The following is a 25,834-nucleotide window of genomic DNA, read 5'->3' as shown; positions in this document are numbered from 1 at the left end:
CCTCCGTCAGCCGCCGCGACAGCCGGTGCGCCAGACTGATCGGCAGCGGCATCAGCTCCGGGGTCTCGTCACAGGCATAACCGAACATCAGACCCTGGTCGCCCGCACCCTGCTTGTCGAGCTCGTCACCTCCCTCGCCCGGGGCGGCACCCTCGACCCGCGACTCGTAGGCCGTGTCGACGCCCTGGGCGATGTCCGGGGACTGGGCGCCGATGGACACCGACACGCCGCAGGAGGCGCCGTCGAAGCCCTTCCTGGAGGAGTCGTAACCGATCTCCAGGACCTTCTCGCGCACCAGCTGCGCGATCGGCGCGAACGCCTTGGTGGTGACCTCACCGGCGACATGCACCAGACCGGTGGTGATCAGGGTCTCGACGGCGACACGGGACGCCGGGTCCTCCCGCAGGAGGGCATCGAGAATCGTGTCGCTGATCTGGTCAGCGATCTTGTCGGGGTGACCCTCGGTCACAGACTCCGACGTGAACAGGCGGCGGGACATCTCCCCCGTGTCCTTTCCATGACTGGCTCACGGCATGAATGTTCAACGACGCACAAGGTTCATGACGTGAACGGTTTTGACGTGAAGGGTTTATGACGGTTCGCCGGCGTGCTCCGGGACCGGCACGGGTGCCGTGAGGACCGCGGCGGCCCGCTCCCGCAGGAGCTTCTTGCGGGGCTTGCCGGTGGACGTGGTGGGCAGCGGGCCGAAGACGACGCGGCGGGGGGCCTTGAAGTGGGCGATCCGGGAGCGCACGAAGTCGATGAGCTCGCGCTCGCCGACGCCGGCCCCGGGCCTGAGGGCCACGAACGCGACCGGCACCTCTCCCCACACCTCGTGAGGGCCCGCCACCACGGCGGCCTGGGCGACTCCGGGGTGGTCGGTCAGGGTGTTCTCCACCTCGACCGACGTGATGTTCTCGCCGCCCGAGATGATGACGTCCTTGGCACGGTCGCGGATTTCGAGATAGCCGTCCGGGTGGCGCACGGCGAGGTCCCCGGTACGGAACCAGGGCCCGTCCGAGGCCGCGGCGGTGGCCTCGTCGTCCCGGTAGTACCCGGACATGACGTTGTTGCCGCGCAGTTCGATCTCGCCGAGCGAGACGCCGTCGTCCGGGACCTGCTCACCGTCCCGGCCGACGAGGCGGACGGCCTCGCCGACGACGGTGGGGATGCCCTGCCGGACGACCTTGCCCAGCCACGCGTCGTGCGGCAGGTCCTCCCATTCCGGCTGCGGCTCGCACAGCAGGGCACAGCCGAAGGTCTCGGTGAGCCCGTAGAAGTGCTGTACCCGCAGGCCCAGTTCGGTCGTCCGGGCCAGCAGGGCCGGCCACGGCGGCGCGCCTCCGGTGAAGACCCGGACCCGGTGCGCGAGGGGAGCCGCACCGGGGTGGTCGGCGAGCATCGCCAGCACGGTCGGGGCGGCGCACAGGTGCGTGATGCCCTCGGACCGCAGGGCCCGCCAGACGGTCTCCGGGTCGACCTTGCGCAGGCAGTGGTGCACCCCGCCGGCCGCGGTGACCGCCCAGGGGAAGCACCAGCCGTTGGTGTGGAACATCGGCAGCGTCCACAGATAGTGCGACGTGGTGTCCATCGTGGTGTGGAAGGCCATCGCGAGGGCGTTCAGATACGCCCCCCTGTGGTGGTACATGACGCCCTTGGGGCGGCCGGTGGTGCCACTGGTGTAGTTGACGGACAGCAGCCCCCGCTCGTCGGTCACCTCGACGCACAGCGGCGGTGCCGTGAGGACGGCGTCGTCGTAGTGGTCCGAGGCGATGACCGCCGGCGGTTCGCCGAGCCCCGCCAGGGCCTGGTCCAGGAGCGGGAGGAGCTCGGTGTCGGCGAGCACCAGGCGGGCGCCGCTGTGCTCGACGATGTAGGCGATCTCGGGGGCGGACAGCCTGGTGTTCAGCGCGACCAGGACCGCGCCCGCCAGCGGCACCCCGTAGTGGGCCTCAAGCGCCAGGTGCGTGTTCGGGGCGAGCAGGCACACCCGGTCGCCGGGCCGCACGCCGTGGCGGGCCAGCAGGCCCGCCATGCGCTGCGCCCGCTCCCACAACTCCGCATAGGTGCAGCGGAATTCACCGTCGATAACAGCGGGCCGTTCGGCGAACACGGCGGCGGCGCGGCGCAGGAAGGAGACCGGGGTCAGCTCGGTGAACACATGGCCGGGCACGGTCGCATCCGCCGCGTTCACGCGCGCCTCGCGACGATGGCGTACATGTCGAGGGAGAGCGGGAGGACCGAGTCCAGGACCAGGCCGGCGCCCTCGAACAGCTCCGCGTACTCCTTCTCGCTGCGCTCGGTTCCCCCGACGAGGACCATCATCTGCACGTCGAACCAGAGCCCCAGGGAGGACTCACCGGTCGGCGGGACGGTGCGCTCCAGCACCACGACCCGGCCGTCCTCGCTCATGCCCTCGCGGCAGCGGCCGAGCAGTTCGACACAGGACTCGTCGGTGCGGCTGTGCAGGATGCGGGACAGCAGGTAGACGTCGCCGCCGTCCGGAACGGAGCGGGTGTAGTCGCCCTCGGCGTAGGAGACGCGGTCGGTCAGCCCGCGGTCGGCCATGGCGCCCTTGGCGGCCTCGATGACGTGCGACTGGTCGAACAGCACGCCCCGCAGGTGCGGGTTGGCCTTGAGCACCTCGCTCAGCAGCCCGCCGGTCCCGCCGGCGATGTCGACGACCGTCGTGTCCTTGGAGAAGTCGAGGACGCGCGGCAGGTCCTCGAAGAACGCGCCGCCGGCCATGGTCCCGTCGAAGCGGCGGGCCGACTCCTGGTTGGCGGTGAAGTACGGGTACATCGGCGCGCCGAAGGTGCGCTCGAAGGCCGGCTGGCCGGTGCGGACGTTGTGCAGCAGGTTGCCCCAGGTCTGGTAGAACTCCTCGCCGTACATCAGGGTGAGGTCCCGCAGGGAGTCGGGCGCGTCCTCCTTGAGGAGCTCACCGGCGGGGGTCAGCGAGAAGCCGGTCTCGTCGTCCCCGCTCAGTACGCCCAGGCCGCTGAGGAAGCGCATCACTTGGTAGAGCGAGCGCTGGTGGGAGCCGGTGACCTCGGCGAGCTGCCGGCTGGTCGTGTGCCCGGCTTCGATGTGCTCGGGGAGGTTCAGTTTCGTCGCCACGTAGACGCTCTGGGACGCCCAGTAGCCGATCATCAGGTCCAGTATCCGGCGGGCCGGGGACTCGTTCATGCGGTGTTTCCTTTCGGAGTTTCGGAGTTTCGGGGTTTCGGGGTTTCGGAGTTCCCGTTTCGGGGTGCACGTGCTCTCCGGCGGTCGCGGAGAGCGGCGGTCAGCCGTCGTGACCGGTGGACCGTCCGGCGACGTTCTGCAGCCGCAGCTGGCCACGGGCCAGCAGGGTGTTCCCGGGGAGGGCCCGGATCTCGACGGACCACAGCTGCTGGAGTTCCCCCTGGAACACCGGCCGGGCCTCCACCAGGGCCGGTCCCCGGACCTCGGTGACGAAGACGTCGGTGGCGTTGTGCACGCCGACGGCGAAGCGGCCCTTGTCGGCGACGGCGCGTGACGCGCCCACGCTGGCGGCCCGTTCGACGACCGTGCTGTAGACGCCGCCGTGGACGGTGCCCCACGCGCTGTGGTGGTGGGGGCCGAGTTCGAGGTGGCCCGTGACGCCGTCGCCGCGCACGACGTCGAAGATCAGGCCGAGCGTCGCGGCGAAGCGGCTCGCCGCGTCGAGGCCGAGGTCCGGGAAGGGGTCGGGGCAGGACTCCGGGGAGGGGTCGGGGATCGCGGCCATGTTCTCTCCTGTGACGGGCTGTCGGCTGATCAGGCGGGGCCCCGGCCGAGCGGGATGTTCTGCAGCCGCACCTGGCCGCGGGCGATGGGCCGTCCGTCGTGGATCGTCACGGCCCACAGCTGCTGGGAGCGTCCCTGGTGCACCGGTTCGGCGACGACCTCGGCCCGGCCCCCGGTCCGTGACCGCAGCAGATCGGTGGAGACGTGCACGGCGACGGCGTACTGGCCGCGGTCGGCCACGGCCGCCGAGGCGCCGACGGCGGCCGCGCTCTCGACGGCCGTCGTGTAGACGCCGCCGTTGACGATGCCCCAGGGGGTGTGGTGGTGCGCCCCGAGGTCGAGGTGGCCGCGTACGCGGGCGGCGCTCGCCTCGTCGACGACCAGTCCGGCGACGGCGACGAAGGCTCCTGCCCGCGCCGGGTCGCAGCCGGGCAGTCCGGCCGCGCCGGTCCCGTCGCGCGCCGGGTCCCCGTGCGGGGCGGCGGCCTGCTCGGCGGCCGGGTCAGCGGAAGGCCTGGACACCGGTCACCGCCTTGCCGATGGACAGGGTGTGCATTTCCTCGGTGCCCTCGTAGGTCAGCACGGTCTCCAGATTGACCATGTGCCGGAACACCGGGTATTCGAGGGTGATGCCGTTGCCGCCGAGGACGGTGCGCGCGCTGCGCGCGACCTCCAGCGCCGTACGGACGTTGGCCAGTTTGCCGACGCTGATGTGGGCCGGGTCCAGCCGGCCGGCGTCCTTGAGCCGGCCGAGCCGCGCGGCCAGCAGGGACGCCTGGGCCACCGTCACCGCCATCTCCGCCAGCTTGCGCTGGGTGAGCTGGAATCCGGCGATCGGGCGGCCGAACTGCTCGCGCTGGCCGGCGTAGGTGAGCGCCGCCTCGTAGCAGGCGCGGGCGGCGCCGACGGCGCCCCAGGCGATGCCGAACCGGGCCTCGCTCAGGCAGGACAGCGGTGCGGACAGCCCGCCGCTGCCCGGCAGGACGGCGTCCTTGGGCAACCGCACGGATTCCAGGACGAGTTCACCGGTCGCCGAGGCGCGCAGGGAGAGCTTGCCGCGGACCTCGTTCACGGTGAAGCCGGGGGTGCCGGCCGGGACCACGAAGCCGCGGATGCCCTTGGCGCCCCGGTCCGGGTCGGTCTGTGCCCAGACCACGGCGACGTCGGCGATCGGGCTGTTGGTGATCCACAGTTTGGTGCCGTCGAGCACCCAGTCGCCGCCGTCGCGCCGGGCCCGCGTGCGCATCGCACTGGGGTCGGAGCCGGCGTCGGGTTCGGTCAGCCCGAAACAGCCGATCGCCTCGCCGGCGGCCATCGCCGGGAGCCAGCGCTGCCGCTGCTCGTCCGACCCGTAGCGGTGGATGGCGTACATCGCCAGCGATCCCTGGGTCGAGACGAAGGAGCGCAGCCCGGAGTCGACGGCCTCCAGTTCGCGGCAGGCCACGCCGTAGGCGGTGGCGCTGGTGCCCGCGCAGCCGTAGCCCTCCAGGTGCATGCCGAGCAGGCCCAGCGCGCCGATCTGCTTGGCGACGTCGCGGGGCATCGCGCCGGCTTCGAACCACTCGGTGATGTACGGGGTGAGTTCGGCCTTGGCGAAGGACCGTACGGTGTCGCGGATGTCCCGTTCGGTCGGGTCGAGTTCGTCGTCGACGGCGAGGATGTCCACGGGGTCCGGCACAGTGGCGGACAGCGGGCTCATGCGGGGTCTTCTCCTTGTGTCGCGGTGCGCGGGTCGGTCTCTTCCGTGGACAGCCCGAGGACGGCCCGCGCGATGGCGTCGCTGTCTCCCACGGTGATGGAGTTGACGTTGGGTCTGATGCCGGTCTCGGTGACCCAGTTGGCGCCCTCGGTGGGTACGCCGAACACATAGCGGCGGGGGTGGACCGATCCGTCGCTGCGGACGACCCGGAACGGCCGCTCGGTGACCGCCACTCCGCCGGTGATGTACTCGCCGGCCGAAGCGGTCTTCACCGAGAAGCGCTTGACCTGTTCCTGCTTCTTCAGGTGGGCGAGGACCCGGTTGCTGGTCCTGGCCAGGTCGACCTTCGGCAGCCGCGCGTCGATCAGGACGAGGCTGCGGTGGCGGTCCCCGGGCACCAGCGAGGCTCCGGCGAACACCGCGTCCTCGCTGTCGAAGTCCACCGAGAACTGGGGTCCGGCCACGTCGACCACCCCGGCGTCCATCAGGGCGACGAGTTCCTCGACGCGGCTCCAGGGCGGGCCGAGCGAGAGGAAGGCGTGCAGGGAGTTGAACCAGCCGTCGACGTCCCTCTTGTACGAATCGCCTTCGATGCCACCGTTGTTCATCATGTAGCGCATCTCGTTGCGGATGTCGCGCAGGACGTCCACGGCGGCCTTGAGCGGGCTGGTGATGTTGCCCCGGCGTGCCTCGCGGACGTCGGCGGTCAGGTAGGAGCGCAGGAAGCTCCGCCACGCGTCCTTGGTGCGGATGTCGTCGTCGGTCCACGGCTGGGCCACGCGGTCCCAGTCCCAGTACTGCTCCTCCCGGACGCCGAAGGCGCGCAGGACGCGGTGTTCGCCCTCGTCGCCCCAGGGCTCCGCGGCGTAGCGCGCGCAGAACTCCAGGGCCGCCGGCTCCGACCGGCTGTCGGCGACGAGGCGGGTGTAGTAGACGGTCTCGACTTCCTTGGCGATCAGTGGCCAGCACGCGCGCCGGAAGTCCAGCGCCCCGTCGGGGCCCGCGGCGGCCCGCAGTTGCCCGATCCGTGACTCGGTGATGAACATCGGCTCGTAGCGCAGGTCGCCCTTCTCGTTGTCCGCCCTGCCGTGCAGGGGGACGCCGCGGCGTGAACCGCACACGATGCGGGGCTCGTTGCCGGACGGCAGGTACACGAGCCCGCTCTCCGTGCGCCGGTACGTGCCGCCCCGCCCCTGCGTGAGCAGGGACATGTAGTCGAAGAAGGACAGGCCGAGACCGCGTACGAGCACGGGCTGGCCGGGCTCGATCGCGTCGAGGTCCACGTCGGCCGGGTTGGCCGGCGGGTAGTAGCGGCCGCCCACGGCGGTGGCGAAGTCCCGCAGGGTACGCTCCTCGGCGGAGGGGTCCACCGCTCCGTGGCCGGTGGCCAGGACCAGTTCGTCGACCTCGTGGATCGTGCCGTGCTCGGTGGTGACGATCTGGGTGCCCTTGACGGTGTCCAGGACCGAGGCCACCTTGCAGCGGTGCTCACGGACGTCGATGTGCGCGGGACGGTTGCGCAGCACCTCGCGGTAGGCCCATTCCAGGTAGTGCCCGTAGAAGGACCTGCGGCTGTAGCTGTTCTCGTGGATGGCGGCGGCTTCCGCGAGCACCTGCCGCGGATAGTCCCCGTCGATCTTTCCGGCGGAGAGCAGGGCCGACCATTCGTACAGGCTCGGCCCTTCCCGGACCGGGCCCGCCATACGCACGGTGTCGTCCGCGTACGCGGTGATCTGGGAAGCGACGATATTCATGAGCAGATCGGGGGACTGGTCCGTCCGCCATACCTCGCCCGAGCCGAACCGGGCGGGTTCAAATATGTCGACCACGATGGGGATATCGGTCCGGGCGCGTGCGTTCTCGACTATTCGCTCCAGGACGGACAATCCACGAGGGCCGACGCCGACTATTCCAACGGTATGCACTGTCGTGTATGTCATGGGGGACTCCGTAGGGTTCTCCCAGTGGTATGAAGTGCGCGAGCCGGGCGCGGGCACGGCAGGCCGAACGTCCGTGTTTCCTCAAGGATTTCCGCGGGTTCGGCGCGGCAGCGCGAAGTACGTTTCCGGGTCCGCCGTGGCGGTGTGCCCGTCAGCTCCGGGGCGGTGCGGCCGCTGCCGTGCCGGCCGGCGTCCGCCGGTCGCTGACCTGCTTGATCAGGCGTACGGTGTCGATCGCCGCGGGCATCCCGCAGTACACCGCGCAGTGCAGGGCGACCTCGACGAGATCGTCGACCGTGCATCCGTTGCGCAGCGCGCCACCGATGTGGAGTTCCAGCTCGTGCTTGCGGTTCAGCGCCGTGAGCACGGCGACGGTGAGCAGACTGCGTGTGGTGCGGTCGAATCCCGGCCTCGACCAGACGGTGCCCCATGCGAAACGCACGACCAGATCCTGCATCTGGGCCGCACCGGCCCAGGTGTCGGACACCCCGTCGACGTACTCGTCTCCCAGGACTTCACGCCGCACCGCGTCTCCGGATGCCCGTTCCGAGCTGGTCACGCTTGATTCCCCCTGGTTTTCAGGCGCGCTTTCCGCGCCTTTCGAAGGACGGCCGGACACCTGCGGGCCCCGGCCGTCCGCCTCACCAGGAGTCTGCCATTTCCCGTGCCGCGCGGGCCGGTTCGGCAGGTGTCACGATCACGACTGTCGCAAAGAGGAGAGCAAGGAAAGGAAGGAAAGGGACGAGCGGGTGCGGACCGCCGCGCACCCGGTCTTCGGCCGGGTGCGGCCGGCTCAGGCGGGGAAAGTGCCGGGGGCCGGGAAGAGCTCGGTCAGCAGCCGGTGCGGGCCGCGCCGCAGCGCCACGCTGACGCGGTCGTCGCGCAGGGACGCGTCCGCTCCCGGTCCCTGACGTATGGTCAGCTCGCCGGGCGGCGGGCAGGTCCCGCAACGGGGGCACTGTCCGGCGGCGGACAGGTCCGTACCGCACGGGGCGTGGCCGAACACCCGCCGCGCCCCGTCGGGGGCGAGCCACCGCTCCCCCCACTGCACCAACGTGAAGACGGTGGGCCACAGTTCGAGCCCCTGCTCGGTGAGCACGTAGTCGACCTCGACCCCCGTGGGGTGCTGCCGGCGGTCGACGACTCCCGCGGCCACGAGGGCCTTGAGCCGGTCGGTGAGCACCGCCCGCGGGATGTCCAGATGGGCGTGGAAGTCGGCGAAGCGCCGCACGCCGTAGAAGCAGTCGCGCAGGACGAGCAACGTCCAGCGCTCGCCGACCACTTCCAGCGCACGGGCCAGCGAACAGTCCTGTTTTGTATAGCCGCGTCCCAGTCCCACGCACCCCAGAGTAGCAGTGCATTGACTGAACCATGTAGTTCAATGATTGAATCACCGCTGCTACAGTGACGCCGTTCCTTCCTTCCGGCATTTCCTCCACCGACCCCGGGAGCAGCAGTGACGAACGAGCCGGTCGAGCACCGGTCCCCAGCCCGCGCGACGCTCGCGATCTCGTGCGCGGCCACCCTTCTCGTACTCATCAATTTCACGACCCCCATCCCGACCGTGCAGGTCCTGGCGAAGGCGCTCGGCTCCGGGCCCTCGGGACAGACCTGGATCCTGGGCAGCATCAGCATCGGGCTCGCGGCGTGCCTGATGGTCGCGGGGACCCTCGCCGACGACCACGGCCGCAAGCGGATCTTCACCGCCGGCGGTACGCTCCTCGTCCTCGCCAGCGCCGTGTGCGCCCTCGCGCCGACCACCGCGGTGTTCGTCGTCGGCCGGGTCGTCCAGGGCGGCGCCAGCGCCGCCCTGCTCGCATCCAGCCTCGGACTGCTGGGCCACGCCTTCCCGCCCGGCCCGGAACGCGCGCGCGCCACGGGACTGTGGGGCGCGATGGTGGGCGGCGGCATCGCGATCGGCCCGGTGTACTCCGCACTCCTGATCAAGGTCGCGCCGTGGCAGACCGCCTACTGGATCATCGCCGCGGTCTCCGCCCTCGTCACCCTGTGGGGGCTCGCGTCCCTGACGGAGTCCCGCGCCGAGCAGCGGCGCAGGTTCGACGCGGGCGGCGTGGTGACCGTCGCCGCCGGTGTGTCCCTCCTCATCGCCGCGCTCATCGAGGGGCGGGGCGGCTGGACACAGCCGCACGTCCTCGCCTTCCTGGTGGCCGCGCTGGTCCTGCTGGCCGGCTTCGTGTGGATCGAGAAGCGCGCCGCCGACCCGATGCTCGACCTGCAACTGCTGCGGCGGCCCGCCTTCGTCGCGTCCGCGGTCGGCGCCCTGGTGACCGGCATCGGCGTCATCGGGTTCATGACGTACATCCCGATATCCGCGCAGAAGGTGCTGGGCATGAGCCCCTTGCAGAGCGCCCTCGTCCTCGCGATCTGGTCGGGCCTGTCCTTCGTGGCCGCGCCCCAGGCCCGGCGCATGGTCGGCCGGGTCGGGGACCGTCAGCAGGTGGCCGCGGGCCTGGCCGTGTGCGGTGTCGGCGAACTCGCCCTCATCGGCATCGACAGCGCCTCCCCGTGGTGGCAGTTCGTGCCCGGCATGGCCCTGGCCGGTATCGGCAGCGGCGTGGTGAACGCGGCCCTGGCCGGTCTGGCCGTGCGCAGCGTCCCGGCCCACCGCGTGGCGATGGGATCGGCCGCCGGCAACGCCTCGCGCTACCTGGGGTCCTCGATCGGTGTCGCGCTCATGGCCGCCATCCTGGCCCTCTCCCCCCGGGGCGGCGGTCCCGCGCACGAGATGAGCGTCGGCATGAACTACGCCGGGGTGGTCGCGGGCGCCCTGGCCGTACTCGGCGCGGTGCTGGTCGCCCTGTGCCGGGAGCGGCCCCGGCCGCGCCACGCCGTGGAGGTCCCTGGCGAGCTGGAGCTCGAAAGGTCCGCGTGAACCCGCCGCCCGCGGCGCGCCGTGAGGGGACCTCCCGCCGGCGCGGTGCGAGCGGACGGGCGGCGGGAGCCCGGCCGGGCATGCCGGCGGCCGGGCTCCCCTGCGCACAGGAACGGAGCGGCGTCAGGGGGAGCCACGGCCCCCGGTTGCGGCGAAGGCGCGTCGGGCAGCCGGTCTCACGCCGCCGACAGGCCCTCCGGCATTCCCTTCTCCCGGAGCAGATAGCCCAGTTGGAGACGGCTGGAAGCGCCGAGCGACCGCATGATCTCCGAGACGTGCCGCTGGCAGGTCCGCACCGAGATGCCCAGCGCGCGGGCGGTCGCGCGGTCGTCCGCGCCGTCGATCAGATACTGCAGGATGGACCGCTTGGTCTGGTTGGCCAGATCCTGGACGAACGTCTTGTCGTTGGGCTTGGTGATGGGTTCGCCCACGGCCCAGAGCCTGTTGAACATCTCGACCGCGAAGGTCACCACGGCCTCGTTGCGGACGACCACGACGCCCTTCGGGGTGCCGCGCAGCGGCACGACGAGCACCTCGCGGTCGAAGACCACGAACCGGGCGAGATTGCCGGTGATCGTCCTGACGTCCGCGCCCAGCCCGGTGACCTCCTCGGCGTACGCCACCGTCGGCGGGTGGAAACGGGCCGCGTGCTGGTACAGGGTGCGCAGCCGGACCCCGCGCCCGAGCAGATCCCGCTCCCAGTCCCGGGAGCCGGGCAGCTCCATGGCCGAACGGGGGCCGCCCGGCAGGGAGGAGAGCACTTCCTCACGGCTCTCGCCCACCTGCCGCGCCATGGTGCGCATCACGTCCTCGAACGACTCGACCCGCTCGAACTGCGCCCCCTGGGCGGGGTGCTGCTGGGTGTCGTAGATGAGTCCCAGTTCGGCGAGCTGGCCCCGGGCCCACAGCAGGTCCAGATGCGCGCACTGCACCCGCTCCTCCCAGCCCTGCAGCAGCCGGTCCGAGACGTCGGCCGGATCGACGGCGGCCAGCCGGTCGGCTCCCAGTCTGCGCACCAGCCCGAGGGCGATCAGCTTGTCGACTGCCGGATCCGTCTCTTCCGGCCGCCCGTCCGAGGCCAACGTCGCGATCTCCAGGGGGCCTTCCGTCACGATACGCCGGTACAACGCTATTTCTGCCGCGGTCAGCTGCGTCAGCTGATCGTCGAGATCCGTGCCTGTGGTGAGCGAAACCTTCATGCTGCCACATCCCTTCGGGTCGTGTGGGGCCGAGACGGTGGGACGCCTGTGGGTGTCGGGAAGAGGGGTGACGGGATTCCGGTCCGACCGGGACGGCTGTCCGCGCGCGGCGACGTCCTGTCGGGCGGCCGTCCTCGAACGCGGCTTCCGGAACGGTTCGTTCGGCGTGCCGCAGCGGGGATCCCGCGCACATGGCTCCAGGGGCCGCAGTGGACAGATGGTCCGCAACGTGTCTGTCGGTGGCCGGATTTCACGGCGGAACGCCGGATTCCGTCAGCGGACGGGGCGTGTTGCCGGGGCGAGGAGGCCGGGAGGGACGGTTCACCGGGCGGCCGACGGAGGCACGGCGGACGCCGTCGGGAGCGCGCGCTCCGCCGATGCGGCGGCGCCGGTACCGGAAGGCTGTCGCGGGTGCGTCAGCGGCCGGCCGTGGCCCTGCCCCGCGTCACGGTCGAGGACCGCCCGCCGGTCTCACCGCACCCGTCCCGGCCTGACCGTTCTGCGCACTGCCCACGTGAACCGCATTCGCATGACACCCCCGAGTACACAGGCCCACCACCGCGCATGCGCAGCGAGTGCCGCCTGACTTGCACTTACACGTGCGGGCGCTGGTCCCGCACACTGTCACCCGAGCATCATACTGACCAAGCGGTTTCCTTCTCGACTCCCCTTTTGGTGAACGTCACTTGGGATTTTATTGGCCACTGCTTGGGGTTCATTTGACGGTCGTTCCGGTGCCTCCACCCCCGGACCACCACACGTACCGCGCCGTTGACGGCCCCTGGTACGCCCGCACCCGGACTGGCAGGATCCGCTCATGGCCCTCCGGTTCCCGCGCCCGGCCGGGCGCCGCGCCGTGCGCGCGGGCGCCGCGGCCGCCGTCGCGTTCGCGCTGCTGGTGTGGTGGCTGGTGTCGCTGCACGGCGGGGCGTCCCCGAGCGGGCGGATGACGTTCGCGACCGGGGTACCGACAGGGGTGTACGCGAAGTACGGCGATCTGCTCAAGGAGGAGCTGGCCCGGGAGATGCCGCACCTGGACGTGCGGTTGCAGCGCAGCCAGGGTTCGCTGGACAACCTGAGCCGGGTCGCCTCCGGGGAGGCGGCCTTCACCCTGGCCGCGGCGGACGCCGTGGCCACCTACCGGGACCGCGGGCGGCCGGGGGCGGCGGAACTGCGGGCCTGCGCGCGGCTGTACGACGACTACATCCAGCTGGTGGTCCAGAAGCACTCGCGCGTGCGGTCGGCGCGGGAGCTCAAGGGGCTGCGGGTGGGGGTCGGTACGGACGGGTCCGGGGTGCAGCTGATCACGCGACGGCTGCTGCGGGCGGCGGGGCTGGACCTCGACCGGGACATCGAGCCCGTCCGCGTCGGCATCGACCTCATGCCGGGGCTGCTGGAACGGGGGGAACTGGACGCGTTCTTCTGGTCCGGCGGACTGCCGACGAACGCCGTGCAGTCGCTGGGGCGCAGGCTGTCGATCCGCCTGGTGCAACTGGACGACCTCATCGGGAGCCTGCACACGCTCGGCCCGGAGTCGCGCTACTACCGGGCGGCGGTGATGCCGGTGGACGCCTACCCGGAACTCGCCGCCGACCAGCCGGTGAAGACGCTCGCGGTCGCGAATCTGCTCGTCACGACGGACCGCGTCGATGCCGATCTGGCGGAAAGCGTCACCAGGACCGTGGTCAACAGCCGCGACCGCATAGGCAGGACGGTTCACGCGGCACAGAAAGTGGACCTCCGGTCGGCGATCTTCACCGACCCCCTGCCCCTGCACACCGGGGCCCGCCGGTACTACCTGTCGGTCAAGCCGTGACACAGTGCGCGGCTCACCCGGCGTGATGCCCGCCGTCGCGCGGCACCTCGATGGTCACGCGCAGACCGTGCGGCGTGTTCGGGGCGTACGCGAGGGTGGCGCCGCCCTCGGCGAGCAGCGCGCGGGAGATGGACAGGCCCAGGCCGGAGCCGGAGACGTTCTGATGGCGGCCGCTGCGCCAGAACCGGTCGCCGACACGCGCCAGTTCGTCCTCGGTCAGCCCCGGCCCGTGGTCGGCGACGGTGACGGCGACGCTGTCGCCGCGTGCCGCGACGTCCACCTCGACGTCGGCGCCTGCGGGGGTGAACTTCAGGGCGTTGTCGACGACGGCGTCCAGGGCGCTGGAGAGGGCCACCGGGTCGGCCCACCCGGTGACGGCGGCCGGTCCCCGGTAGGACAGGGCGATCTCCTCCCGGTCGGCGACCGGGGACCAGGCGTCCACCCGGTCCGCGACGAGCGCGGCGATGTCGGTCAGCTGGGGGTCGGCGGCCGCGTGCTCGGCGAGCGCGAGGTCCAGCAGATCGTCCAGGACACGCGCCAGACGCTTGCCCTCGCCGCGCACGGAGGCGACCTCCTCGTGCCCCTCGGGCAGGTCCAGGGCGAGCAGGTCGATGCGCAGCAGCAACGCGGCCAGGGGGTTGCGCAGTTGGTGCGAGGCGTCGGCGACGAAGGCGCGCTGCTGTTCCAGGACGCTCTCGACGTTGTCGGCCATCTCGTTGAACGAGCGTGCCAGGCGGCGCAGTTCGGGCGGCCCGCTGTCGACGGCGACCCGCGAGTTGAGCCGTCCGGTCGCTATGCCGTGGGCGGCGGCGTCCAGGGTGCGTACGGGCCGCAGCACCCACCCGGTGAGCCGGAAGGCGGCGCCCACCGCCACCAGCGTCGCCGCGGTCTCCCCCGCCGCGAGCAGCAGCCAGGAGTGCAGGATGCGCGAACGCAGCGCCGCGGTGGGCGAGTCGGTGACGACCACCGCGACGACGTCCCCGTCACGGATGACGGGCGAGGCCACGGCTATCCGCCGCTCCTGCAGCGGCCACACCTGCGCGGGATCGTGGCTGCGGCGGCCCGCTAGGGCCTCCTGGAAGGCCCGCCGCCCCTCGCCGCCCTCGGGCATCGACCAGCCCCCCGGGGCGACGGCCATGGGCCCGCCGTCACGCAGGAAGACGCCGGCCCGGATGCCGTACAGGTCCTGATAGCGCGCGAGTTCGGAGCGCAGGGTGTTGAGCCGCTCGTCGGAGGACACCTGCCGGCCGGCGGGGTCGCTGCTGACGTACTGGGCCAGGGCGGCGAAGCGGGCGCTGTCGTCGATGCGGTCGACGACCAGGCGCTGCTGCTCGGCCGCGGCCAGGCTGACGGCCAGCGGCAGGCCCAGAGCCAGCAGCACGCCCGCCAGCAGGACGATCAGCAGCGGCAGGAGTCGGGTGCGCACGTGCCTCGCCGGGCCCTCACGCGGCCGGGACGACGATCTTGTAGCCGACGCCGCGGACCGTCTCGATGAGCGAGGGCATCCGCAGCTTGGCGCGCAGGGAGGCGATGTGCACCTCCAGGGTGCGTCCGGTCCCCTCCCAGCTGGTGCGCCACACCTCGCTGATGATCTGCTCCCGGCGGAAGACGACACCCGGGCGCTGGGCGAGCAGCGCGAGCAGGTCGAACTCCTTGCGGGTGAGCGGGATGTCCGTACCGCCCACGGACACCTGGCGGTTGGGGAGTTCGATGGTCAGCGGACCGAGCCGCAGCGCGGGCGGCCCCTCGGGGCCGGGGACGGTCCCGGTGCCGCGGCCGACGGGGGTGCGCCGGGCCACGGCGTGGATCCGGGCGAGGAGTTCACCGGTGTCGTAGGGCTTGACGACGTAGTCGTCCGCGCCGAGGTTCAGGCCGTGGATCTTCGAGCGGGTGTCGGCGCGCGCGGTGACCATGATGACGGGGGTGGCGGAGTACCTGCGGATCCTGCCGCACACCTCGAAGCCGTCCTGGTCGGGCAGGCCGAGGTCGAGCAGGACGACGGCGAACGGCGGTCCGGTGTCGGGCAGCAGGGCACGCAGCGCCTCCTCACCGCTGCGGGCGTGGGCGACGTCGAAGCCGTGCCGGGAGAGCACCGCCGCCAGCGCGGCGGCGACGTGGTCGTCGTCCTCCACGAGCAGAAGTCTCATCGGCCCCCTCCCTGCGGCCCCGGCGCACCCGGCGGCCCGGCGCGGCGGCCGGACCGGCGGTGCGGTGACCACCGCATCCATGCCGATGGACGCCGGTGGCGTCAAGGGGGTTCCCGAGGTCAACCTGCTTCCGTTACGCACCCGGTACGCCCGCACCACCCGTGTGCACCCCGCGCGCCCCCGTACGCGGACTTCCGCTCCGCCGCTGGATCGTTATGCTCAATTTCCGCTCAGAAGTACTGACGCTGGTCGTTGCCGCTCATTAGGGTCCTGCCATTCGAGGAGGACGGAGCGAGGAACGCCCATGAGTGAGATATCCGTGGCCGGCGACGCCTCGGGCACCGCGGCCCCCGCGACCGCCCTGGTCGTACTGCGGCGGGTCAACAAGCACTTCGGCGCCCTGCACGTGCTCCAGGACATCGATCTGACCATCGCGCGCGGCGAGGTGGTCGTCGTCATCGGCCCCTCGGGGTCCGGCAAGTCGACGCTGTGCCGCACCATCAACCGGCTGGAGACGATCGACTCCGGCACGATCACCATCGACGGCAGACCGCTCCCCCAGGAGGGCAGGGAGCTCGCGCGGCTCCGCGCCGACGTGGGCATGGTCTTCCAGTCCTTCAACCTCTTCGCGCACAAGACCGTCCTGGACAATGTGACCCTCGGCCAGATCAAGGTCCGCAAGGCCGACCGCAGGGCGGCCGAGCAGAAGGCGCACGCGCTCCTCGACCGGGTCGGCGTCGGCGCCCAGGCCGCCAAGTACCCCGCGCAGCTCTCCGGCGGCCAGCAGCAGCGCGTGGCCATCGCCCGGGCCCTGGCCATGGACCCGAAGGTGATGCTGTTCGACGAGCCCACCTCGGCCCTGGACCCGGAGATGATCAACGAGGTGCTGGAGGTCATGCAGCAGCTCGCCCGGGAGGGCATGACGATGGTCGTCGTCACCCACGAGATGGGCTTCGCCCGCTCGGCGGCGAACCGGGTCGTCTTCATGGCCGACGGCCGCATCGTCGAGGAGGCGCGCCCGGACCGGTTCTTCAGCAATCCGCGCAGCGACCGGGCCAAGGACTTCCTGTCGAAGATCCTGCACCACTGACGCATCCGCTCCCCCGCCCACCGGCACGCCCCCGCCCCGGGGCGCACGGCCAACGCCCTTGAGACGCAAAGGATGTTCAGCATGAAGCTCCGCAAGACCGCCGCCGCGGCCGCCGCTGTGCTGGCGCTCACCGCGTCCGCGACCGCCTGCGGCAAGTCGGGCAGCCCCGGCGACAAGGACGGCGGCACGGACAAGGGCCCCTCCCCCTCCGCGCTGCCGGCCTACAAGGTGAACACCGCGGCCGACGTCAAGGGTTCACGGGTCTTCGAGAAGATCAAGGGCGGGAAGATCACCATCGGCACCAAGGCGGACCAGCCCAACCTCGGCTTCGAGGACCCCGGTACGAAGAAGCGTTCCGGATTCGACGTGGAGATCGCCCGGATGATCGCGGCCGATCTCGGCTTCGACGAGAGTCACATCACGTTCAAGACCGTGCCCTCCGAGGCCCGGGAGACCCAACTGGCCAGCGGTGGCGTCGACCTGTACGTCGGCACGTACACGATCAACGACGAGCGCAAGAAGCAGGTGGGCTTCGCCGGGCCGTACTACGTCGCCGGACAGGACCTGCTGGTCAAGGCCGACAGCGGCATCAAGGGGGCGCAGGACCTCAAGGGGAGGAAGGTCTGCTCGGTCACCGGCTCCACACCCCTGCAACGGATCAAGAAGCCCGAGTACGGCGTCGGCGAGGTCAAGGCGCAGCAGGGCTACCAGCTGTGCGTCCAGGACCTGGTCAACGGGCAGGTCGACGCGGTCACCACGGACGACGCGATCCTCAAGGGGTACGCGGCGGAGAACAAGGGCGCGCTGAAGGTGGTGGGCAGCCCGTTCTCCAAGGAGCCCTACGGGGTCGGTCTGCGCAAGGACGACAAGGCGCTGCGGGACGCGGTCGACAACGCGATCGAGGCGCACGAGAAGAACGGCGACTGGAAGAAGGCCTACGACGCGACGCTCGGCCTGTCCGGCGTCCCGGCCTCGGACCCGCCGGCCGTGGACCGCTACTGATCCGGCCCCTGATCCGGCCCCGCCCCGTCGGTCCGCCGGAACACACCGAAGCACTGAACGCACTGACTGAACGCACTGAAAGCACCGAAGACGCCGGAGAGGTGACGTGGACGTACTCTCGGACAACTTCGCGATGTTCCGCGAAGGTTTCGTCGGCACCGTCGAACTGACGGCGCTCAGCGCGCTGCTCGCCGTCGCGCTGGGCCTGCTGATCGCGGCGTTCCGCGTCTCCCCGGTGCCCGCGCTGCGCGCCTTCGGCACCGCGTGGGTGACGCTGTTGCGCAACACCCCGCTGGTGCTGCTCTTCCTCGCCGTCACCCTGGGCCTGCCCGCCCTGGGGCTCAAGGGCTGGGACTCCTTCTGGCTCGCCGTGATGGCCCTGGGCTGCTACACCTCGGCGTTCATCTGCGAGGCGGTGCGCTCGGGCATCAACTCCGTGCCGGTGGGCCAGGCGGAGGCGGCTCGCTCCATCGGCATGACCTTCGGCCAGACCCTCGCCCAGATCGTGCTGCCGCAGGCGACACGCACCGCCGTCCCGCCGATCGGCAGCCTGCTCATCGCCCTCGCCAAGAACACGGCGATCGCCTCGGGCTTCAACGTCACCGAGCTCGGCGCCGTGCAGAAGACCCTCAACTCCGACTCCGGCTACAACATATTCGTGATCTTCCTGTGGATAGCGGTCTGCTATCTCGTCCTCACCCTCGCGATCGGCGGCCTGTTCCGGCTGCTGGAGAGCCGGCTGGCGGTGGCCCGATGACCGCGAGCGTCCTGTACGACGTCCCCGGACCCCGGGCGCGGCGCCGCAACCGGGTCTACGGCGTGCTCTCGGCCCTGGCGGTCCTCGCGCTGCTCGCCTTCGTCCTCTACCGGCTGGACGACACCGGGCAGTTCCAGGGCGGGCTGTGGGAGGCGTACGAGTACACCCAGACCCACGAGCGCATCGTCGACGGGCTGCTCACCACCCTGCGGACCTTCGCCCTCGCGGCGGCGTTCTCCCTCGTGCTCGGCGCGCTGCTGGCCGCGGGCCGGCTCTCGGACCATCGGCCGGTGCGCTGGGCGGCGAGCGTGGTCGTGGAGTTCTTCCGGGCCATGCCCCTGCTCATCATGATCTTCCTGCTGTCGGCCGCGGTGTTCACCACCGAGCCGATGTGGGCGCTGGTGTGCGGCCTGACGCTCTACAACGGTTCGGTGCAGGCGGAGATCTTCCGCTCCGGCATCAACGCCGTGCCCAAGGGGCAGAGCGAGGCCGCGTACGCGCTGGGGCTGCGCAAGACGCAGGTGATGGCGAACGTCCTCGTCCCGCAGGCCGTCCGCACGATGCTGCCGTCCATCATCAGCCAGCTCGTGGTGACCCTGAAGGACACCTCGCTCGGCTTCATCATCCTCTACGAGGAACTCCTCTTCGTCGGCAAGAGCTTCGCCGAGCAGAGCAGGCCCGTGCACGGCGTCTACGCCTTCATCCCGATGGTGATCGTCTTCGGCTCGATCTACATCCTGCTGTGCCTGGCCCTGTCCGGGCTGGCCCGCTGGGCCGAGCGCCGCACGCAGCGCTCGCGTCCGGGCTCCTCCGGCGCGCGGGCCGCCGGTACCGCGGCCGGACTGTCGTCCTGACGCTGCGTCGGCCCCGGTGCCCGGTGGGGCGCATCCGCCCCGGAGCTCCGCGGGCCGGCCGCTGATCACTTGACGCCGCGCGCCCGCAATGGGTTGCATACGTTCTGTGATCGAGCACCGCGTTCCCCCTCTCGGCCTCCGTACCGACCGCACGGCGCACGACCCCGTGATCGTCGTCGGGGCCGGGCCGGTGGGCCTCGCGCTCGCGCTCGCCCTGGCCCGCCGCGAGGTGCCCGTGGTCGTCCTCGACGAGGGCACGGACGCCGGGCGCGAGGAGCCGCGTCCGGCGCGTACGGCCGTGCTGCGGCCGGAGACCGCCGCGCTGCTGGAGCGGCTGGGGTGCACCGCGACGGGCGGGGCGCGGTGGACGGGCTGGCGCACGGTGCGCCGCCGTACGGTGGTCGCGCAGGTGGCCTTCGCCGGTGCGGCGGAGGCGGGCATCCCTCTCGGGGAGGAGGACGCCGGAGCGGACGAACCCCCCGGGAAGCAGCCGGAGTTGCCGGAGTCCGACGGCGGATCCTCACCGCTGCACGTACCGCAGCACGCCCTCGTGCGCCGGCTGCGGGCCGCGCTGGAGGGCGAGAGCGGCGCGGTCCTGGTCCCCGGCAGCCGCGTGGACGGCCTGGAGCAGGACGCGGCGGGCGTCGTGGTGCACACGCGCGACACCGACGACCGGGACGGCGTCAGGAAGTCGTCGTGGCACGGGAGTTACCTCGTCGGCTGTGACGGCGCCCGCTCGACCGTGCGCAAGATGCTCGGCACGCGCTTCCCGGGCCGTACGGCCGTCGAACGGTACGCGGTCGCCGCGCTGCGCGCCGAACTGCCCTGGCCGGGCGAGGCGGTGCTGCACCGTTCACCGCCGCGCGGGGGCGAGGTGACGGCCCGACCGCTGCCCGACGGGGTGTGGCGGCTCGACTGGCCGCTGCCGGACGGCGGTGAACTGGTCACCCCCGAGGCGCTGTTGACCCGCGTGCAGGATTCGCTGAGCGCCTGGTGCGGGGACGTACCGCCGTACGAGCTCCTGGACACCGGTGTGCACGCCGTGCACCACCGGCTCGCGCGCCGGATGCGCACCGGGCGTGCCTTTCTCGCCGGGGACGCCGCGCACCTGCTGGGGGCGCTGGGCACGCACGGGCTCGACGAGGGGCTGCAGGACGCCGCGAACCTGGCCTGGAAACTGGCCCTGGCCTGGCACCACGGCGCCTCGGAGACCCTGCTGGAGAGCTACCAGACCGAGCGGCGCGCGGCGATCGGGGCCCGGCTGCGGGCCGCCGACCGGGCGCTGCCCGCACTCCGCGGCCCGGGCGGCTGGCACGCGGCGCGCAGGCTGGTGCCGGGGTCGCGGCGGGGCCACGACATCCTGCTCACCGACGGGCACTTGGGGCGCGGCATACTCGGCGCGCCCACCGTGTGCGCCCGTACGCCCCTGACCCCGGCGGCGCCGCCCGCGAGCACCGTCACGGTGGGCACGGCACCCGGGGAGCAGGTCGCGGACGTACCGGTGACCGCGCCCGACGGCGCGCAGGTACGGCTGCGGGAGCGGCTGGGCGGCGCGCTGCTCGTGGTGCTCGTCGCGCCCGGCACCGGGGTGTGGGAGCGGCGGCACTGGCTCGGCGCCGGGCTCATGCCCGCCCTGGCGGCGGCCGTGGGGGCCCTGCCGACACCGGCGGAACTGCTGGTCGCCGAGGCGTACCCCGGGGCGGCGGCCCACACGGTGCTCCTGGTGCGCCCGGACGGGCACCTGGCCGTGGCCCTGGCCGGGGTACGGCCGGCGGAGCTGTACGCGTGCGCCGACGCGGTACGCGGCGGCGCGGCGGGCGCCCCCGCGGAAGAGGCCGACAGCGGGCATGCCGAGGCGGGCACGGAACGCGAGAGCGCTCCTGACGGAGCCAACGGTGAGGCTGCGGCCAAGCGTTGACCGGCGCGCGCGGCCGTGGTGAACTGCACGCCATGAAGGACGGCGGCGCGCGTTTCTGGCGGAGGGTCCATCTGGACCTGGTCCGCTACGCGGGCTGCGTCTGTTGTCCGTCCTGCTGAACCGTTCGCGCCCGCGCCCTTTTCGCGGGCTGTGCCCCTGCCGTTGCGGCCGGGCGCCCGGAGCCCCCGGCCGTGCCGGCCGCCGCGTGCTCCTCCGCGCGCTTCCTCGCCGGCTTGCGCGAGCTTTCACGGGCTTTCACCGGCTTTCGTCAGCTTCTGCGCGATCACTCAGGACGGTCGTCTGTGTCTTCCTCTGCACCCCTGCCCTCAACTTCCCCTGCTCTTCCCGGCGTTGGGCGCGACGCCCCGTCCCGGGCGGAGCTCCTGCGCTTCGCGTGCCGCACGGCCGCCGACACGCGGCTGGTGGCCTCGCTCCCCCTCGACCCCGAGGGCCGGACCTGGATCCGGCTCGACGGGCCGTCCGGCAGCGAGGCCTGGCTCATCGGCTGGCCGCCGGGCACCGGCACCGGCTGGCACGACCACGGCGGCTCGCACGGCGCGTTCGCGGCGGCCGCGGGCCGGCTCACCGAGCAGTCGCTCGCCGCCCGGCTGCCCACGGAGGGCTGGACGATGCTGGAACTCGCGGACGGGATCGACCGCGAACGCCTGCTCACCGACGGCCGGGGGCGCGCCTTCGGGCCGCACCACGTGCACCAGGTCTTCAATCCGTCGCCGGACCGGCACGCCGTGTCCGTGCACGTCTACCACCCGCCGCTGCCGCTGATGCGGCGTTACAGCAGGGACGGGCGGATCCTGCGGCTCGAACAGGTCGAGTGGCCGCAGGAGTGGGCGTGACCGCGCGGGATCCCGGGGCGCCCGGCGTCGCGGGGCTGCTGGCGGCCGCCCGCGCGGAACTGGACCGTGTCGGCCCGGCACAGGCCGCGGCGGTGCGGGCCGCGGGCGGTCTGCTCGTCGACATCCGCTACGCGGCGCTGCGCGAGCGCGACGGGACGATTCCCGGAGCGCTCGTCGTGGAGCGCAACGAGCTGGAGTGGCGGCTGGACCCGGCGTGCGAGCACCGGGCGGCCGAGGCCACCGGCCACGACCTGCGCGTGGTGGTGGTCTGCGACGAGGGCTACGCCTCCAGCCTGGCCGCGCTCTCCCTGCGCCGCCTGGGCCTGCGCCACGCGACCGACCTGGCAGGCGGCTTCCGCGCCTGGCGCGCGGCGGGCCTGCCGGTGGAGGGCGGCACGCGGGCAGCAGGGACGTGACGAGAGGGGGCGACGACGGTGCGCACAACGGCACCGGCCCGCGCCGGAGCCGCGCCGGGGGCCGGGACCCCGGGCAGAACACCCGCCCTGGCACCGGACACGTGATGAGAGCGGTGGCGACGACGGTGCGCACAACGGCACCGGCCCGCGCCGGAGCCACGCCCGGGGACCGGGACCCCGGCAGAACACCCGCCCTGGCACCGGTCCCGCCCCCTCAGCGGCAGACGGCGGCGTCACGGCGGATACAGGTCCGGCAACTCGCTCTCCTCCCCCTCCTCCTCCAGGGCCCGGCGCACCACGCGCAGCGCCAGGCCCTCGGAGTAGCCCTTGCGGGCCAGCATCCCGGCGAGGCGGCGGACGCGCTTGTCGCGGTCCAGGCCCCGGGTGGAGCGGAGCTTGCGCTCGACGAGCTCGCGGGCCGTGCGCTCCTCCTGCTCGGGGTCCAGCGCTCCCACGGCCTCGTCGATGACGGAGGCCGCCACGCCCTTGGTGCGCAGTTCCCGCGCGAGGGCGCGGCGGGCCAGGCCGCGGCTGTGGTGCCGGGACTCCACCCACGCCCCGGCGAAGGCCGCGTCGTCGATCAGCCCGACGTCCTCGAAGCGGGCCAGCACCTCCCGCGCCGCCTCGTCGGGGATGCCGCGCTTCGCCAGCGCGTCCGCGAGCTGCTTGCGCGTGCGCGGCGAACCGGTGAGCAGCCGCAGGCAGATCGCCCGCGCCCGCTCCTCCGGCCGCTGCGGTGTCTCCTCCCCGGCCCCCGGCGGGGAGGAGACACCGCCCGTCCGCTCGCCCCCGCCCGCGTCACCCGGGCGGGACCGGGCTCCCCCGGCCTCGGGCCAGGGGTACTCCGACCGCCGTGTCATGGCGATCAGCTCTTGGCGGCAGCGGCCTTGGACGCCTTGCCGGCCGACTTGGCCGGGGCCGGCACGGACTTGGCGGGCGCGGCGGCGGACGCGGCGTCGGCGCCGGGCTCACCCGCGGGGGCCTCGGCCCGGCCGCCCACGCCCAGCTTCTCCTTGATCTTCTTCTCGATCTCGTTGGCGAGGTCGGGGTTGTCCTTCAGGAAGTTGCGGGCGTTCTCCTTGCCCTGGCCGAGCTGGTCGCCCTCGTACGTGTACCAGGCGCCGGCCTTGCGGATGAAGCCGTGCTCGACACCCATGTCGATCAGGCCGCCCTCGCGGCTGATGCCCTGGCCGTAGAGGATGTCGAACTCGGCCTGCTTGAAGGGCGGCGCGACCTTGTTCTTGACGACCTTGACGCGGGTGCGGTTGCCGACGGCCTCGGTGCCGTCCTTGAGGGTCTCGATACGGCGGATGTCGATGCGCACCGAGGCGTAGAACTTGAGCGCGCGGCCACCGGTCGTGGTCTCCGGGGAGCCGAACATCACGCCGATCTTCTCGCGGAGCTGGTTGATGAAGATCGCGGTGGTCTTGGACTGGTTCAGCGCGCTGGTGATCTTCCGGAGCGCCTGGCTCATCAGCCGGGCCTGGAGACCCACGTGCGAGTCGCCCATCTCGCCCTCGATCTCCGCACGGGGCACCAGGGCCGCCACGGAGTCGATGACGATCAGGTCGAGGGCGCCGGAGCGGACCAGCATGTCGACGATCTCCAGAGCCTGCTCGCCGTTGTCCGGCTGGGACAGGATGAGGTTGTCGATGTCGACGCCGAGCTTCTTGGCGTACTCCGGGTCCAGCGCGTGCTCGGCGTCGACGAAGGCCACCGTGCCGCCGGCGCGCTGGGCGTTGGCCACCGCGTGCAGGGTCAGGGTCGTCTTGCCGGAGGACTCCGGACCGTAGACCTCCACCACGCGGCCGCGCGGCAGGCCGCCGACGCCGAGGGCGACGTCGAGAGCGGTCGACCCGGTGGGGATGACCTCGACGGGCTCGTTCGGCCGCTCGCCGAGGCGCATGACCGCGCCCTTGCCGAATTGCCGTTCAATCTGCGCGAGCGCGGCGTCGAGAGCCTTCTCGCGGTCGGTTCCTGCCATGGGTTCCACCCGGTTTGCTTGAGTCGATCGCTTCACGTCAACGACGCTAACGCCTGCCACTGACAATGGGGCCGGGCGCCGTCGCGGCCTGTGGAAAACGCGGTCTCCGGGCGGCCCGGGCAACCAATGAGAATAGACGTTCGATTTTCGTGTCAAGCGCACCACGCCGCCCGGACGGCAGGGGTCCGGTCCGCTCTGCGGGGCCGCGCGTCAGCGCCTGTCGTCCGGGATCTCCAGCGCCCGGCACACCCCGCGCCACACGTCCTTGGCGTCCCAGCCCGCGTCGAGCGCCTCGTGCACGGTCCTCCCGCCGAGCTCGGACATCACGTGGTCGCGGGCGAAGGAGTCGGCGTACGCCGCCCCGAAGTGATCCGCCATTCGCTGCCAGAAGCTCGTCAACCGCATGCGCCCAGTATCCCGCCCCTGAGAGTGCTGCCGGTCATGAGCCGCTGACCGGCAGCGTTTTCCGCCCTACGGTCGGTGCATGGCCCGATCCGGAGCATCCCCCGCAGCCCGTGCCGAGCGATTCGTCTGGCTGACCGCGCGCGTCCTCGAACAGCGCAGATTCGCCTTCCACTTCCTGGGCGGCAGCGCCGACGCCGTCGAGGCCGCCCTCACCGCCTACCGGGGGGACGACGGCGGGTACGGGCACGCCCTGGAACCCGATCTGCGCGGCCCGGTCAGCCAGCCGCTGCACACCGCCCACGCGCTGCGCGTGCTCGACGAGATCGGCCGCTGCGGCGACCGCGGCGTGGAGCGCGTGTGCCGCTATCTGACGGCTGTCTCCACTCCGGACGGCGCGCTTCCCGCACTGCACCCCGCGCCGCGCGACTGCGCGCCCGCCCCCTGGCTGCCGGTCCCGGACGAGCCGCTGCCCGCCCCGGCGCCGCCCGTCGGGGAGGCCACCGGTTCGCTGCTGACCACCGGCCCCGTGGTGGGGCTGCTGCACCGCAACGAGGTGTGGCACGCGTGGCTGTTCCGGGCCACCGACTTCTGCTGGGAAGCGGTCGAGTCGCTGTGCGCCGGGACGCGCATCCACCCCTACGAGGTCCGCGCCGCAGTCGACTTCCTCGACGGCGTTCCCGACCGGCCGCGTGCCGAGGCCGCCGCCGAGCGGCTGGGCCGCGTCGTGCGGGAGCAGGGCATCGCGGCCCCGGCCCCGGCGGCGGGTGCGGCGCGGCACCGGGCGGACGGGCCGACGGCGGGCGGCCCCCACTTCCCGCACGACTTCGCGCGCACCCCGGCCTCACTGGCCCGCGGCTGGTTCACCGACGCCGAGCTGGAGCGCTCGCTGGACTTCCTGGCCGGCTCGCAGGAGGAGGACGGCGGCTGGCCGGCCCGCCCGTACGGCCCCCGCTACCCGGACCACGACCGCCGGGCGTGGGCCCCGGGCACGGCCGCGGAGCGCAGGCCGATCGCCACCATCGCCGCTCTGCTGACCCTGCGCGCCCACGGGCACGACCTGTAGCCGGGGGCCGGTCCCGGCGCCCCCGCCCCCACCGCCCCGGGGCA

26 protein-coding genes are annotated in these 25,834 nt (G+C 72.4%); 11 read left to right on the top strand and 15 right to left on the bottom strand.

The window, feature by feature from the left end:
• From ACFP1Z_RS31785 to ACFP1Z_RS31745, 9 genes are all read right to left on the bottom strand, one after another.
• A partial coding sequence (locus tag ACFP1Z_RS31785; protein ID WP_390321225.1) for an S-adenosylmethionine synthetase N-terminal domain-containing protein occupies positions 1–499 on the bottom strand: 499 nt, incomplete at its 3' end.
• A gap of 90 nt (positions 500–589) precedes the next feature.
• Entirely contained in the window at positions 590–2,194 is a 1,605-nt protein-coding gene (locus tag ACFP1Z_RS31780; RefSeq protein ID WP_390321224.1) for an AMP-binding protein, read from the bottom strand.
• Positions 2,191–3,189 carry a methyltransferase gene (locus ACFP1Z_RS31775; protein ID WP_390321222.1) on the bottom strand — a complete coding sequence of 333 codons (999 nt, stop codon included), beginning with the start codon at positions 3,187–3,189 and terminating at the stop codon, positions 2,191–2,193. The genes ACFP1Z_RS31780 and ACFP1Z_RS31775 overlap by 4 nt, the downstream gene beginning before the upstream one ends.
• A 100-nt stretch (positions 3,190–3,289) precedes the next feature.
• Positions 3,290–3,754: a PaaI family thioesterase gene (locus ACFP1Z_RS31770; protein ID WP_390321220.1), complete on the bottom strand. Its 465-nt coding sequence runs from the start codon at positions 3,752–3,754 to the stop codon at positions 3,290–3,292.
• A gap of 29 nt (positions 3,755–3,783) precedes the next feature.
• Positions 3,784–4,275, bottom strand: a complete 492-nt coding sequence (locus ACFP1Z_RS31765; protein ID WP_390321219.1) for a PaaI family thioesterase — start codon at positions 4,273–4,275, stop codon at positions 3,784–3,786.
• Complete coding sequence (locus ACFP1Z_RS31760; protein WP_390321218.1) at positions 4,256–5,452, bottom strand: acyl-CoA dehydrogenase family protein; 1,197 nt, start codon at positions 5,450–5,452, stop codon at positions 4,256–4,258. Before ACFP1Z_RS31760 ends, ACFP1Z_RS31765 begins: the two co-directional genes overlap by 20 nt.
• Positions 5,449–7,392 carry an FAD/NAD(P)-binding protein gene (locus tag ACFP1Z_RS31755; protein WP_390321216.1) on the bottom strand — a complete coding sequence of 648 codons (1,944 nt, stop codon included), beginning with the start codon at positions 7,390–7,392 and terminating at the stop codon, positions 5,449–5,451. Before ACFP1Z_RS31755 ends, ACFP1Z_RS31760 begins: the two co-directional genes overlap by 4 nt.
• A gap of 151 nt (positions 7,393–7,543) precedes the next feature.
• Entirely contained in the window at positions 7,544–7,951 is a 408-nt protein-coding gene (locus tag ACFP1Z_RS31750; protein ID WP_390321215.1) for a carboxymuconolactone decarboxylase family protein, read from the bottom strand.
• Between the two features lie 234 nt (positions 7,952–8,185).
• Positions 8,186–8,731 carry a winged helix-turn-helix transcriptional regulator gene (locus ACFP1Z_RS31745; RefSeq protein WP_390321214.1) on the bottom strand — a complete coding sequence of 182 codons (546 nt, stop codon included), beginning with the start codon at positions 8,729–8,731 and terminating at the stop codon, positions 8,186–8,188.
• 117 nt (positions 8,732–8,848) lie between these two features.
• Between ACFP1Z_RS31745 and ACFP1Z_RS31740 the strand changes: the two genes are divergently transcribed.
• On the top strand, positions 8,849–10,285 hold the full coding sequence (locus ACFP1Z_RS31740) for an MFS transporter (RefSeq protein ID WP_390321213.1): 1,437 nt from the start codon (positions 8,849–8,851) through the stop codon (positions 10,283–10,285).
• Positions 10,286–10,461: 176 nt separating this feature from the next.
• Here the strand turns inward: ACFP1Z_RS31740 and ACFP1Z_RS31735 are convergent, their stop codons facing one another.
• Entirely contained in the window at positions 10,462–11,484 is a 1,023-nt protein-coding gene (locus tag ACFP1Z_RS31735) for a helix-turn-helix transcriptional regulator (protein ID WP_390321211.1), read from the bottom strand.
• Between the two features lie 817 nt (positions 11,485–12,301).
• Between ACFP1Z_RS31735 and ACFP1Z_RS31730 the strand changes: the two genes are divergently transcribed.
• Positions 12,302–13,300: a TAXI family TRAP transporter solute-binding subunit gene (locus tag ACFP1Z_RS31730; protein WP_390321210.1), complete on the top strand. Its 999-nt coding sequence runs from the start codon at positions 12,302–12,304 to the stop codon at positions 13,298–13,300.
• A gap of 13 nt (positions 13,301–13,313) precedes the next feature.
• On the opposite strand, the gene ACFP1Z_RS31725 is transcribed toward ACFP1Z_RS31730, so the two are convergent.
• A complete protein-coding gene (locus ACFP1Z_RS31725; protein ID WP_390321208.1) occupies positions 13,314–14,726 on the bottom strand; it encodes a sensor histidine kinase in 1,413 nt (470 codons plus the stop codon).
• Between the two features lie 16 nt (positions 14,727–14,742).
• A complete protein-coding gene (locus ACFP1Z_RS31720; protein WP_390321207.1) occupies positions 14,743–15,447 on the bottom strand; it encodes a response regulator transcription factor in 705 nt (234 codons plus the stop codon).
• 304 nt (positions 15,448–15,751) lie between these two features.
• Between ACFP1Z_RS31720 and ACFP1Z_RS31715 the strand changes: the two genes are divergently transcribed.
• The 8 genes from ACFP1Z_RS31715 to ACFP1Z_RS31680 all read left to right on the top strand — a co-directional run bounded on the left by ACFP1Z_RS31715 (position 15,752) and on the right by ACFP1Z_RS31680 (position 22,338).
• Positions 15,752–16,537 (top strand): amino acid ABC transporter ATP-binding protein, encoded by a 786-nt coding sequence (locus ACFP1Z_RS31715; protein WP_390321205.1) that lies wholly within the window; start codon positions 15,752–15,754, stop codon positions 16,535–16,537.
• 81 nt (positions 16,538–16,618) lie between these two features.
• Positions 16,619–17,539, top strand: a complete 921-nt coding sequence (locus ACFP1Z_RS31710; protein WP_390321204.1) for a glutamate ABC transporter substrate-binding protein — start codon at positions 16,619–16,621, stop codon at positions 17,537–17,539.
• 106 nt (positions 17,540–17,645) lie between these two features.
• Complete coding sequence (locus ACFP1Z_RS31705; RefSeq protein ID WP_390321203.1) at positions 17,646–18,296, top strand: amino acid ABC transporter permease; 651 nt, start codon at positions 17,646–17,648, stop codon at positions 18,294–18,296.
• The gene (locus tag ACFP1Z_RS31700) at positions 18,293–19,150 is read left to right on the top strand and encodes an amino acid ABC transporter permease (RefSeq protein WP_390321202.1); all 858 of its coding nucleotides are present in this window, start codon (positions 18,293–18,295) and stop codon (positions 19,148–19,150) included. Before ACFP1Z_RS31705 ends, ACFP1Z_RS31700 begins: the two co-directional genes overlap by 4 nt.
• A gap of 106 nt (positions 19,151–19,256) precedes the next feature.
• Positions 19,257–21,068 carry an FAD-dependent monooxygenase gene (locus tag ACFP1Z_RS31695; RefSeq protein WP_390321201.1) on the top strand — a complete coding sequence of 604 codons (1,812 nt, stop codon included), beginning with the start codon at positions 19,257–19,259 and terminating at the stop codon, positions 21,066–21,068.
• A 32-nt stretch (positions 21,069–21,100) separates the two neighbouring features.
• Positions 21,101–21,187 (top strand): putative leader peptide, encoded by an 87-nt coding sequence (locus ACFP1Z_RS31690; protein ID WP_390321227.1) that lies wholly within the window; start codon positions 21,101–21,103, stop codon positions 21,185–21,187.
• A gap of 201 nt (positions 21,188–21,388) precedes the next feature.
• Positions 21,389–21,922 carry a cupin domain-containing protein gene (locus ACFP1Z_RS31685; protein ID WP_390321226.1) on the top strand — a complete coding sequence of 178 codons (534 nt, stop codon included), beginning with the start codon at positions 21,389–21,391 and terminating at the stop codon, positions 21,920–21,922.
• Positions 21,919–22,338: a rhodanese-like domain-containing protein gene (locus ACFP1Z_RS31680; protein ID WP_390321200.1), complete on the top strand. Its 420-nt coding sequence runs from the start codon at positions 21,919–21,921 to the stop codon at positions 22,336–22,338. Before ACFP1Z_RS31685 ends, ACFP1Z_RS31680 begins: the two co-directional genes overlap by 4 nt.
• Positions 22,339–22,571: 233 nt before the next feature.
• Here the strand turns inward: ACFP1Z_RS31680 and recX are convergent, their stop codons facing one another.
• The 3 genes from recX to ACFP1Z_RS31665 form a co-directional block, all read right to left on the bottom strand.
• The gene (recX, locus tag ACFP1Z_RS31675) at positions 22,572–23,198 is read right to left on the bottom strand and encodes a recombination regulator RecX (RefSeq protein ID WP_390321199.1); all 627 of its coding nucleotides are present in this window, start codon (positions 23,196–23,198) and stop codon (positions 22,572–22,574) included.
• Positions 23,199–23,203: 5 nt separating this feature from the next.
• On the bottom strand, positions 23,204–24,322 hold the full coding sequence (recA, locus tag ACFP1Z_RS31670; protein WP_390321197.1) for a recombinase RecA: 1,119 nt from the start codon (positions 24,320–24,322) through the stop codon (positions 23,204–23,206).
• Between the two features lie 210 nt (positions 24,323–24,532).
• A complete protein-coding gene (locus ACFP1Z_RS31665; RefSeq protein ID WP_390321196.1) occupies positions 24,533–24,727 on the bottom strand; it encodes a DUF3046 domain-containing protein in 195 nt (64 codons plus the stop codon).
• Positions 24,728–24,806: 79 nt separating this feature from the next.
• On the opposite strand from ACFP1Z_RS31665, the gene ACFP1Z_RS31660 reads away from it, so the two are divergent.
• Positions 24,807–25,790 carry a hypothetical protein gene (locus tag ACFP1Z_RS31660; RefSeq protein ID WP_390321195.1) on the top strand — a complete coding sequence of 328 codons (984 nt, stop codon included), beginning with the start codon at positions 24,807–24,809 and terminating at the stop codon, positions 25,788–25,790.
• Positions 25,791–25,834 lie beyond the last annotated feature (44 nt).

Source organism: Streptomyces gamaensis, from assembly GCF_042656465.1.
GTDB classification, from domain to species: Bacteria; Actinomycetota; Actinomycetes; order Streptomycetales; family Streptomycetaceae; genus Streptomyces; species Streptomyces gamaensis.
Note: the sequence above shows the minus strand (reverse complement) of the source record. Positions and strands in the feature narration are given on the sequence as shown.